Source organism: Candidatus Palauibacter scopulicola (assembly GCF_947581915.1).
Taxonomy (GTDB): Bacteria; Gemmatimonadota; Gemmatimonadetes; order Palauibacterales; family Palauibacteraceae; genus Palauibacter; species Palauibacter scopulicola.
Genome location: NZ_CANPWG010000037.1, coordinates 1 through 10,339, shown reverse-complemented (window position 1 = coordinate 10,339; position 10,339 = coordinate 1). Strand labels below are relative to the sequence as shown.

Annotated in this window: 11 protein-coding genes; 4 read left to right on the top strand and 7 right to left on the bottom strand. The window is 68.5% G+C overall.

Annotated elements, in window-relative coordinates; all coding sequences use genetic code 11:
• Positions 1–304 precede the first annotated feature (304 nt).
• The 3 genes from RN743_RS06735 to RN743_RS06730 all read left to right on the top strand — a co-directional run bounded on the left by RN743_RS06735 (position 305) and on the right by RN743_RS06730 (position 1,047).
• Positions 305–526 carry a type II toxin-antitoxin system HicB family antitoxin gene (locus RN743_RS06735; RefSeq protein ID WP_310777934.1) on the top strand — a complete coding sequence of 74 codons (222 nt, stop codon included), beginning with the start codon at positions 305–307 and terminating at the stop codon, positions 524–526.
• On the top strand, positions 523–669 hold the full coding sequence (locus RN743_RS16005; protein ID WP_343218999.1) for an addiction module toxin, HicA family: 147 nt from the start codon (positions 523–525) through the stop codon (positions 667–669). The genes RN743_RS06735 and RN743_RS16005 overlap by 4 nt, the downstream gene beginning before the upstream one ends.
• Positions 670–762: 93 nt before the next feature.
• Positions 763–1,047: a hypothetical protein gene (locus RN743_RS06730; RefSeq protein ID WP_310777932.1), complete on the top strand. Its 285-nt coding sequence runs from the start codon at positions 763–765 to the stop codon at positions 1,045–1,047.
• A gap of 342 nt (positions 1,048–1,389) precedes the next feature.
• Here the strand turns inward: RN743_RS06730 and RN743_RS06725 are convergent, their stop codons facing one another.
• From RN743_RS06725 to RN743_RS06705, 5 genes are all read right to left on the bottom strand, one after another.
• Complete coding sequence (locus RN743_RS06725; protein ID WP_310777929.1) at positions 1,390–2,001, bottom strand: sce7726 family protein; 612 nt, start codon at positions 1,999–2,001, stop codon at positions 1,390–1,392.
• Complete coding sequence (locus RN743_RS06720; RefSeq protein ID WP_310777926.1) at positions 1,998–2,216, bottom strand: hypothetical protein; 219 nt, start codon at positions 2,214–2,216, stop codon at positions 1,998–2,000. The genes RN743_RS06725 and RN743_RS06720 overlap by 4 nt, the downstream gene beginning before the upstream one ends.
• A 592-nt stretch (positions 2,217–2,808) precedes the next feature.
• Complete coding sequence (locus RN743_RS06715) at positions 2,809–4,041, bottom strand: AAA family ATPase (RefSeq protein ID WP_310777923.1); 1,233 nt, start codon at positions 4,039–4,041, stop codon at positions 2,809–2,811.
• Positions 4,042–4,164: 123 nt separating this feature from the next.
• Complete coding sequence (locus RN743_RS06710; RefSeq protein ID WP_310777920.1) at positions 4,165–4,497, bottom strand: DUF5615 family PIN-like protein; 333 nt, start codon at positions 4,495–4,497, stop codon at positions 4,165–4,167.
• A complete protein-coding gene (locus RN743_RS06705) occupies positions 4,494–4,721 on the bottom strand; it encodes a DUF433 domain-containing protein (protein WP_343219000.1) in 228 nt (75 codons plus the stop codon). The genes RN743_RS06710 and RN743_RS06705 overlap by 4 nt, the downstream gene beginning before the upstream one ends.
• Before the next feature lie 264 nt (positions 4,722–4,985).
• Between RN743_RS06705 and RN743_RS06700 the strand changes: the two genes are divergently transcribed.
• A complete protein-coding gene (locus RN743_RS06700; RefSeq protein ID WP_310777914.1) occupies positions 4,986–5,159 on the top strand; it encodes a hypothetical protein in 174 nt (57 codons plus the stop codon).
• Between the two features lie 44 nt (positions 5,160–5,203).
• On the opposite strand, the gene RN743_RS06695 is transcribed toward RN743_RS06700, so the two are convergent.
• Entirely contained in the window at positions 5,204–8,029 is a 2,826-nt protein-coding gene (locus RN743_RS06695) for a hypothetical protein (protein WP_310777911.1), read from the bottom strand.
• 4 nt (positions 8,030–8,033) lie between these two features.
• Positions 8,034–10,339, bottom strand: a 2,306-nt coding sequence (locus RN743_RS06690) for a hypothetical protein (RefSeq protein ID WP_343218998.1), incomplete at its 5' end; no start/stop codon positions are given.

Below are 10,339 nucleotides of genomic sequence, written 5' to 3'. Positions count from 1 at the left end.
CGGCGGCCGCCTCCTCAACTGGTCCGCCTCCCTCAACCACGCCCCCACCGGCCCCACCTTCACCCTCGGCGCCCCACTCGGCCTCGGCGCCCCACTCGGCCTCGGCAGTGGCACGTCCGCCCCCGACCCCTCAACCCCCAACGCACCGATGATCCCCTAGCCCCGTACCAGGTCTCGTCGAGAAAGGGATCGGCAAGGGCGCAAGTAGCACCGAACCCGGTTGTTGGGTAGAGTCAGCGGACCATTAATCTCCACCCGATCCCGTACCATGTGGTCGGCAACCCAAATCGCCAGGAGGGCTGTTGTGGACCTGCAATGCACGGCGGTGTTCCGCAGGGTTCCTGAAGGCTACATCGCCTTCATCGAAGAGTTTCCCGGTGCCAACACCCAGGGCGCTACCCTCAAGGAAACTCGGTCGAACCTTCGCGAAGCCGTCGCCTTGGTGATCGAAGCCAACCGGGAAATGGCCCGCGAGGACGTCGGCGGCAGTGCGGTCATCAGAGAGCCCATCACCGTCACGGCGTGAAGCGCCGGGACTTGCTGCGGCACTTGACGCGACATGGGTGCGCCTTCCTGCGGGAGGGCGGGAACCACACCCTCTACATCAACCGGGACCTCGCCAGAAAGATCTGCAAGGATCTCCAAGTGCCCCGTCCTCCAGACAGCTAGGACGTCGAAGCGGCTGGCGCCGCTGCTCCCAGACACTCGATCGGCGGCCTCCGCGCCCGCGCCGGCTTCCTGCGCCTCGACGCCCAGGGCCGCATGCTCGCCGTCCACTCCGTGGCCGGCTACGAGGAACGCGGCCTCGGCCTCACTCTCAGCCTCGGAAACCCCGGCGGCGAGGGACTCTCCCTCTCCATGTCCCCACGCTGGGGCGACTACACCCACCGCATCCCCGGCGGCCGCCTCCTCAACTGGTCCGCCTCCCTCAACCATGCCCCCACCGGCCCCCGCTTCACCCTGGGCGCCCAACTCAGCCTCGGCGCCCCCCTCGGCCTCACCGGCGGCACGCCCACGCCCGACCCCTCAACCCCCAACGCACGATGACCTCGCACGCTTGGCGTCGACGGGACAGCGACTGCGCGATTCAGCATCCAGCGGGAGTCGAGGGGTTCAACCCGCGGTTCATGTCGGTGTCTGCCGCCGTGCGGTACGCGCTGTCCGATCGTTGGCTGTTGATCAAGGGTGAGAGCACTCGCAGGCGCCGAGCTGTCGATCAGTTTCCCCAGTTGGCGAAGAAGCTGGTATACGGTTATCTCCGCGAGGACTTCCACGGACCGGCTCATTGCCGGGGTTGCGCCTCGATCAGGGCAGCCGCGAACGGACGGAAGGGCTTCGGGTCACCCGAGGCGTGGCGACGCATTGGAACGGTTCATCACATGACCGAAGTCACGCAGGCGTTGCGCGCGCTCTCCGGGTCTTGAGGCGGGATCGGACCGCAGACTGAATCTCGGTCGGTTCGAGGACTTCGCATACGCGGTCCCACACCGCCGGTCTCGGCTTGCTTCGCACGCCTGCCGCTGCGTTGTGGTGCGCGAGCAACTCCAGGGCCTCGTCGCGCCAAAGCAACTCGACCAACGCTCGTGGATCCTGGTCGGGGTTCTTACCGGCGGGACGAATCTGGGAAAGCGAGACAGCCTCGGCGCTGCCGTGAGCCAGGAGCACCCCCCACCACGTGGGGACGAGTTGGAGGGCGGCCTCGACATGCCGCCGGCAGACGACAAGCGTAACGCGGTCCAGCACTCGATTGTACGTTGCGGCCTGCGACGCCAACCGAGTCAGCCGATCTCGACTAGACTTAATCTCGTAGCCGTGAAGCACGCCGCTCACCGTCAGCAGGTCGATTCGAGCGAGGCCTTGGCAGAGCCCCAACTCCTCGATCAAGACCATGTTCCGGTATGGCGACGTCTCTCCCTGCAGATACTTCCGAAGCTCCGAGCGTACCTCGGCGTCTCGGAAGGGGCGTTCCCGGGTCTCGGGACTGGTACCCGCTTCGGTCACGAGCAATTCGCCTGCCCCTCCCGCACCCTCCAACCCGGTCCCTTGAGCGCGTGCAGCCGGAATCCCGGCAGGTCCATGCCCGCCGGTCCCGAACTGTGGTCCAGCGCCGCGAGGATGTCCCACAGCCTGGCGGCGAGCCCGGGCGCGACTCTGCGCTCGGTCCTGCCCTCGTAGAACGCCTTCAGCCCCCGGTGGCGGAACGATGCGATCATCATCCAAGTCTAAAGCTGTCGCCCGTCAACCGACAACTGGCGCATGGAGTTACCCTAGCGGCACTCGTTCCGAACCCGGGGCGAGGCTCGACAGGAAGGGGTCATGGCGGGTACCTGCGGATGGAGAAGAAGGAGTTGGGTTCCTCGTTGGACCGGCAAGAGGAGGACCGTGACATGAGTGCGAAGAAGCGCAGGAAGGAAGATAGAAGCGGGAAGGGTGACGGAGACTCGGCAACCCGGACGACCCGATACGATACGTCCGGAGCGGAGTCATTCGAGTTTCGCGCCGGGGACCCTCACGTGCGGATACATCGACGCACCAGCGAGGAAATCGCGGAGGCGGAGCGCCGGTTCACCGTCCAGACCCACTGAAGCGTCCGCGCCCACACTTCGCCTCAGACCGGGCGCTGGCCCACATTACCGAGATCGTTGAATCCTTCCAGAGGCGCCCAATCGGCTTGGGTTAGGGGCCCGCACCCTCCCCGGTGTCGGAGGATCCCCTGGTCCTTGTGCCGCACTTAGCTCTCGAGCACGCGGTTCATCCGCGTCTGGTAGCCCTTCCCCGGAGCCTTGAAATAGGCCAGCACGGAGGGCATCAGGGTCGGCGGACGGCCTGCTCCAGCCCCTCTTGCGGGTGCAGGCGGGCGAGGAAGTCCGCCACCGGCACGCACAGGACGTCCCGCACGGCGAGCCGCTCCGCGCCCCTGTACAGCAGCACGCGGCGCGCCTCGGGGTATTCCGCGCCGAAGGCCGCCAGGCCGCGCAGATCCTCGGGCCGCACGCGGTCCGCGTTCTTCACCTCGAACGCCCAGATCCCGTCCGTCCCGTAGAGCACGAAGTCCACTTCCACGCCGGAGCGCGTGCGCCAGTAGTAGAGCCGGGCGTCGACTCCGGCATATGCCAGCCACGCCCGCAGGTGCTGCGCAACGAGTCCCTCGAGCGCGGGGCCGCCAATCTCCTCGGGACGGTCGAGCGGGCCAGCCGGCCGCAGGCTCCCGAAAACGCCGCAGTCGAAGTAGAAGAACCGGGGATGCGCCGCGAGCCGGCGCTTGGCGCGCCGCGTGAACACGGGCAGGCGGAAGGCGAGCAGGAGGTCCTCGAGCAGCTCCAGGTATCCCGCGACGGTCGTTCGGCTCGTCTCGCACTCGCGCGCGACCGCGCTCACGTTGAGCGTCGCGCCGTGCGAAAAGGCCGCCGCCTCCAGGAAGCGCGAGAAGCTGCCGACATCGCGGGCCAGTCCCTCGGCGCGCACTTCCTGCTCGACATAGAGCGCCGCGTAGGCGGCCAGCGCCGACTCCGGATCCTGCGAGGAGAAGACCGCGGGTACGGTCCCGAGTCTCAGACACCTCTCGAGATCGAAGCCGCGCCCCGCCTCGCTGGCGACCTCGACCGCGCTGGCGACCTCGACCTCGCCGGCGACCTCCTCCGCCGTCATTTCCCCGGCCATGAAGGGATGCATGGAGCGCATGGCGGCGCGGCCGGCCAGGAGGTTCACGCCGCCTCGCCGAAGCTTGCGGGCGCTGGAACCCGTGAGGACGAACCGGTATCCTCCCGCGGACTCCATGAGGTCATGGACGACGTTCAGCAGTTCGGGGACGCGCTGGATCTCGTCGATGACCACGTCGCTCCCGGGCGGCGTTCCGAGCACCAGCTCCCGCAGACGTTCCGGGCGGGCGGCCAGCCGGCGGTACTCCTCGGGCTTCAGAAGGTCCACCACGAGCGCGTTCGGCAGCGTCGAGGCCAACCAGGTGGTCTTGCCGGTCCCGCGCGGGCCGAGAAGGAAGAAGCTGCCCCGCGGAAGAGCGAGAAATCGCGTCAGTGTCGTCATAATGCGCGGCAAATTGACGACGCCACCGTCATTTTGTCAACTCACCCCGTTGACAGACCCACTGAAGCGTCCGCGCCCGCACCTCGCCTTCCGCCGGGCGTAGCGATCAGGGTCGTCTGTCGGCTAGGAAAGCGTCAGGAACCCCGCCTCCGCATCGGCTCCAAAGGCCAAGATCTCGGTTCGGTTGGAACGCAACAATGCTTGGATGTCCGCCGTGGAACAGTTTCCCCGCCGAATCCAGATGACCTTGGGAGGCGGCCCCCTTAGAAAGCTCACCTGGTGGAAGTCCGAGTCCTTCGAGAGAATCGTGAGACCGTGGTCGCGCGCGTAAGTCCAGATGGCGGTGTCGGTCGCGCGGGCCAATCCGATGTCGCGAACATGCACGGACCCCGGAAACTCTTCGGAAAGGGCGGCGACGAGACGGGGTGAGATGTTCTCGTCGAAGAGGAGCTTCACCCGGCCTGGATCGAAACGAGCCTGCGCTCGCGCGCCGCGGCGAACGCTAGCACTGCCCGGATATCTTCCGGCTCCAAGTCAGGGAAATCCGCCAGGATCTCCTCTTCCGTCATCCCCGAGGCCAAGTACTCCAACACATCGTACACCGTGATCCGGAGTCCACGAATGCACGGCTTCCCGGCTCTCTTGTCCGGTTCCAGCGTGATGCGTTCCAAATGGTCCATGCCCCAAAATACCCGGAGGCGGGATGGGAGGTCAAACTTCGGCGATGTACGGTTCCTCGGCACGGAAGCGATCCGACGCTATCTCCGGCGGAAGCCCACAACGCTCATTCATCCCCCCCCTCCGGGACGGGCTCGCCGAACGACCGCCCGCCCCTGTGGCCACGATGCGCTCCGGGAAACATCCCGACCGTCTTCCGTAACAACTACCTCGCCGCACTCCGCGCGCTGTCCCGCACGGACCGCCGGCCCGAGCCTCTGATCGACATGCTCAACTACGCCCAGCGCTGGACGTTCGCCGTCGGCTGGACCTCGCTCCCGGAGACGCAACGGGAGCTGGAAGCGTGCCACGCCTTCCTGGATTCCGACGAAGCCGACGGCGAGGGCAAGCGACTGCGCATGCCCGTCGTGACGTCCGACGCGCGCGGCCCTGCTAGCTGACCCGTCCGCGTTCCCGCGGGAACGTCCCGGGCGTTGGCGTAGCATCATGGGTAGGGCCTGCGCCTCCACTGGGTGGTCGAAGGAAGGCCTCGGGAGACGAGGATCTCGAGGTTGGCGGCGTCGGGGAGGACGGACGCGATGGCGGCCCGATCGGCCGCGGCTCCGGCGAGCGCGCCGCGGCCGCCCTGACCGCCGTCGAGGCTGGTGAGGTCCCGCACGATCGCGCGAACCCGGCCCGACCGCGGGTCGCGGAAGATGGCCGCGGGCGGACCGTTCGCCCCCTCCAGCGTCGCGGTCCCTCCGGGCCCGACCAGCGCGACGGTCGCCAACAGGTCCGCCCACGCGGGGGACACCGGAAGGGCGAAGACGAATCCCGACTCCCCGTCCCCGTCCGCCATCTCCTGCATGTCGAAGTTCAACGAGAACAGCGTCTCTCCGTCGGCGGCGGATCCCGTGAGCGTGTACGGCCCGCCGGAGCGGGGCAGCACCGGCGGCGCGTCGACGACGAAGGCCGGCTCCAGGAACGGCACGCCGTCGGCGTCGGCGCGACCCCACAGCAGGAGGGTCCGCGCGGCGCCGGCCCGCGCGGCGCTGGCCTGCGCCGACGCCGCTCCACCCTCCTCGCGAAGGCGGTAGTCGAACGCCTTGGTGAAGCTGAAATCGCTGATCCAATTCGGCTCGCAGTAGGACATCACGTCGGTCGCCCCGGGATCGACGAGTGCGCTGTCCGCGCTGTTGAAGCCCCACACGCCGATCGTTCCGTGCCGGGTCGGAAAGCCGGCATCCGGCCCCGGGGCGCCGCCGCAGGGAGCATGCCGGAGACTCATGTTGTGCCCCAGTTCGTGCGCCACGGTGGTGGAGTCGAGATTCGAGATGCTGCTCCGGCCTCCGATGAATCCCAGACCCCTGAGGCCCAGGTCATCTGCCAGATAGGGGGGCAGCCCGCCCATGTAGTAGCCCTTTTCGCCCTCGATCACGCGAATCGCCTCGATTTCCTCCAGCAACTCGTCGCTCGTCCGCGCCGTGGTGTATATGGGTTCGCGCACGTCCACGGTGAAGTGGGCGATCGGCAGCCACTGGAGCGTGGGCCCGAACAGCGGATCGGCTTCCGTCAGGTCCGCGACGCGGCTCAGGAACTCGCCCGACTCCCGGGCGGGGCGGACGACGGGTAGGTACGTGAGGTGCAACGGAGGCGCGATTCGCGCGTCAATGGCCTGCCGGCCGGCGGCCGGAATCCGCTTCGCGATGCCAAGGTCGGGTCCAAGCGTATCCTCGGGGTCGACCTCTACGACGAGTTCCAGGCCCGGCCGAACGATTTCGGCCGGGATCGCCACGTTCACCGACGCGTCGAGTCGGCCTTCTTCCACGCGGGATGGAACGGCGCCTGCCGGACCCGCAACGTCCACCGTGTAGATCTCACCGGCCCCCAGGTAAAAGCGCGCGCGCACGGGCGGAAAACCGATCGCCTCCCCGTCCGGAGCCGTGAGGAACACGCGCAGCAGGGCCGGCCGGCCCGCCACGAGGGGAACCGGGAACTCGAACGACTGCACGGACTGCGTCAGATACACGGGCGCCACTTCGCCCTCGCAGCGCGGCACGCGCGGCGCTCGCAGCGTACGGAGCCAGGCCCGAAAAATCGGATCCGCGGGAGCGCACAGCGCCGTGCCGGCCGCGCTGAGTATCGTGAGCCGCGGGAGGTCCGTGAGGCCCACCGGGAGCAGGCCCGACAACCGCGGGTTGTCGTTCACCGCCAGACTCCACAGCACGGCGAGTCCCGACAGCTCCGCCGGAACCGGGCCCGACAGATCGTTGTGCGAGAGGGAGAGGACTACGAGATCCCTCAGGTTGCCCAAGCTCGCGGGGATGGGGCCGCTCAGAGCGTTTCGCTCCAGGCCGAGTCGCGTGAGCTGCGTGAGATCTCCGAGTTCGGTGGGGATCGGGCCCTCAAGGTCGTTGGACCACAGATCCAGGGCCTGGAGTGCCGAAAGCCCGCCGATCTCCGGCGGAATCGGACCCGTCAGCGCGTTGTGGGCCAGGTGCAACTCCCCGAGCTCCGAGAGGCGGCCGATCTCCGGCGGGATCCGACCCGTCAGTTCGTTGTAGCTCAGAAAAAGATCTGTGAGCCGCAGGAGGTCGCCGATCTCGGGCGGGATCGGACCCGTCAGGTGGTTGGACCACAGCCCCAGCCCTTGGAGTTTCGACAGCCTGCCGATCTCGGGCGGGATCGGACCCGTCAGTTCGTTGTCGCTCAGCGACAATCGCTCGAGCGCCGCGAGGTCCGCGAGTTCGGTGGGGATCGAGCCCGTCAGATGGTTGGACCACAGCCCCAGCGTCTGGAGTTCCGACAGCCTGCCGATCTCCGGTGGAATGGGACCCGTCAGCGCGTTGCGGCCGAGGTGCAACTCCGTGAGGCTGGCGAGGCGGCCGATCTGAGGGGGGATGCGGCCTTCGACGCGGTTGGCCCACAGCGACAGGCTTCGGAGTTCCGCGAGCTCGCCGATCTCCGGTGGAATGGGACCCGTCAGCGCGTTCTCGCCGAGGTCCAGCTCGGTGAGTTTCGCGAGGTGGCCGATCTCGGGCGGGATCCGGCCTTCGAGATCGTTGTCGCGCAGTCGGAGCCGCGTGACGCGGCCGTCGGCGTCGGTAGAGACTCCGCGCCAGAGCGTAAGCGGTCCGTCGTCAAGCCAGCGTCTGCTGTCCTCCCAGCCCGCCCCGTTCGTGGCCTCGTAGAGCGCGATGAGGGCCGCCCGATCCGTCGAGGGGTCGATCGGCTCCGGAATCGCTGGCGGAAGTTCGGTCGGGCCGGCGTCCCCGCAGGCCAGGAGAGCCGGCAGGACGACAACGGCCGCTCGCAGCCGGACGCATCGCATCGGCCTAGCGCCTCCACTGTTCTGCGGAGGGAAGACCTCGGGAGATCAGGATTTCGAGGTCGGCGGCGTCCGGGAGGACGGACGCGACGGAGGCCGGATCGGCTGCGGCCGCGGCTCCGGCGAGCGCGCCGCGGCCGCCCTGGCCACCCGGGCCGCCGTCGAAGTTCGTGAGGTCGCGCACGATCGCGCGAACCCGGCCCGACCGCGGGTCGCGGAAGATGGCCGCGGGCGGACCGTTCGCCCCCTCCAGCGTCGCGGTCCCTCCGGGCCCGACCAGCGCGACGGTCGCCAACAGGTCCGCCCACGCGGGGGACACCGGAAGGGCGAAGACGAATCCCGACTCCCCGTCCCCATCCGCCATCTCCTGCATGTCGAAGTTCAGCGAGAACAGCGTCTCCCCGTCGGCGGCCGCTCCCGTGAGCGTGTACGGCCCGCCGGAGCGGGGCAGCGTCGGCGGCGCGTCGACGACGAAGGCCGGTTCCAGGAAGGGCACGCCGTCGACGTCGGCGCGACCCCACAGCAGGAGGGTCCGCGCGACGCCGGTCCGCGCGACGCCGGTCCGCGCGACGTTCGCCTGCGCCGCCGCCGTGCCCTCCTCGCGGAGGCGGTGGTCGAACGCCTTGCTGAAGCTGAAATCGCTGATCCACTTCGGCCAGCAGTAGGACATCAGGTCGGAAGCCTCGGGATCGACGAGTGAACCGTCCGCGCTGTTGAAGCCCCACACGCCGATCGTGCCGTCCCGGGTCGGGAAGGCGGGGTCCGGGCCTCCGGCTCCTCCGCAGGGGGCATGCCGAAGGTCCATGTTGTGTCCGAGTTCATGCGCGACCGTAATGGGGCCGACAAGCGCGAAGCTCGTGCGGCCGCCGATGAATGCCCGGCCAGAGAGGCCCACTTCCTCCACGAGATACCGGGGGATCCCGCCCATGTAGTAGCCCGTCCCGCCCTCCAATACGCGAATCGCCTCGATCTCCGTCATCAGGTCTTCGTGCGTTCGCGCCGAGGTGTACACCACTTCGTGCAGGGCGACGGTGAAGTCGCCGACGGGCAACCACTGTCGAACGCCCGAGAACAGCGAATCGTCTTCCGTCAGGCCCGCGACGCGGCTCAGGAAATCGTCGGACGTCACCGCGGGGCGGACCATGGGCAGATACGTGAGGTGCAGCGGCGGTAGCGCCCGCACGTCGATGGCCTGCCGGCCGGCGGTCGGGATCCGCTTCGCGGTACCGGGGTCGGGTCCGAGCGTGTCCTCCGGGTCGACTTCCACCACGAGTTCCAGGCCCGGTTGAACGACTTCGGCCGGGACCGCGGCGTTCGCGGACGCGTCGAGTCGCCCTTCCTCCACGCGGGACGGCACCGTGCCCGCCGACCCCGGAATGTCCACGGTGTGGATCTCGGCATCCTCCAGGTAGAAGCGCGCGCGCACGGGTGGAAAACCGACCGCTTCTCCCTCCGCAGCCGTGAGGAACACGCGAAGCAGGGCCGGACGGTCCGCCACCAGCGGAACCGGGAACTCGAACGACTGCACGGACTGCGTGAGATACGCGGGCGCGACGTCACCGTCGCAGCGGGGCACGCGCGGCGCTCGCAGCCTGCGGAGCCAGGCCTGAAAACCCGGATCCGCGGGAGCGCACAGCGCCGTGCCGCCGGCTTGGAGCGTCGTGAGCCGCGCGAGATCCTGGAGGCCCACCGGGAGCAGGCCCGACAACCGCGGGTTGCCGTTCACCGCCAGTTCCCGCAGCCAGGGGAGGCCGGTCAGCTCCGCCGGAACCGGGCCCGACAGGTCGTTCTGCGCCAAAGAGAGGAGTTCGAGGTACGTGAGGTGGCCCAGGCTCGCGGGAATGGGGCCGCGCAGTGCGTTTCGCTCCAGCCTCAGTATCCTGAGCAGCCGGAGATCTCCGACTTCGGCGGGAATCGGGCCTTCCAGGTCGTTGGACGACAGGTCGAGGCTCCTGAGTGCCGAGAGCCCGCCGATCTGGGGAGGAATCGGACCCGTCAGTGCGTTGTGGGAAACGTGAAACTCCCTGAGCTGCGAGAGGCGGCCGATCTCCGGCGGGATCCGACCCGTCAGATCGTTGTAGTCCACCGACAGCCACCTGAGCGCCGCGAGGTCTCCAAGTTCGGCGGGGATCGTACCCTCGAGGTCGTTGGACCACAGCGACAGGCTCCGGAGCTGCCGGAGGCGGCCGAGCTCGGGCGGGATCGGACCCGTCAGGTCGTTGTTGCCCAGCCACAGTCGGTCGAGCGCCGTGAGGTCCCCGAGTTCGGGCGGAACTAGATAGCTGTTGTCCCGTGTAATCCAGCAGGGTGCAC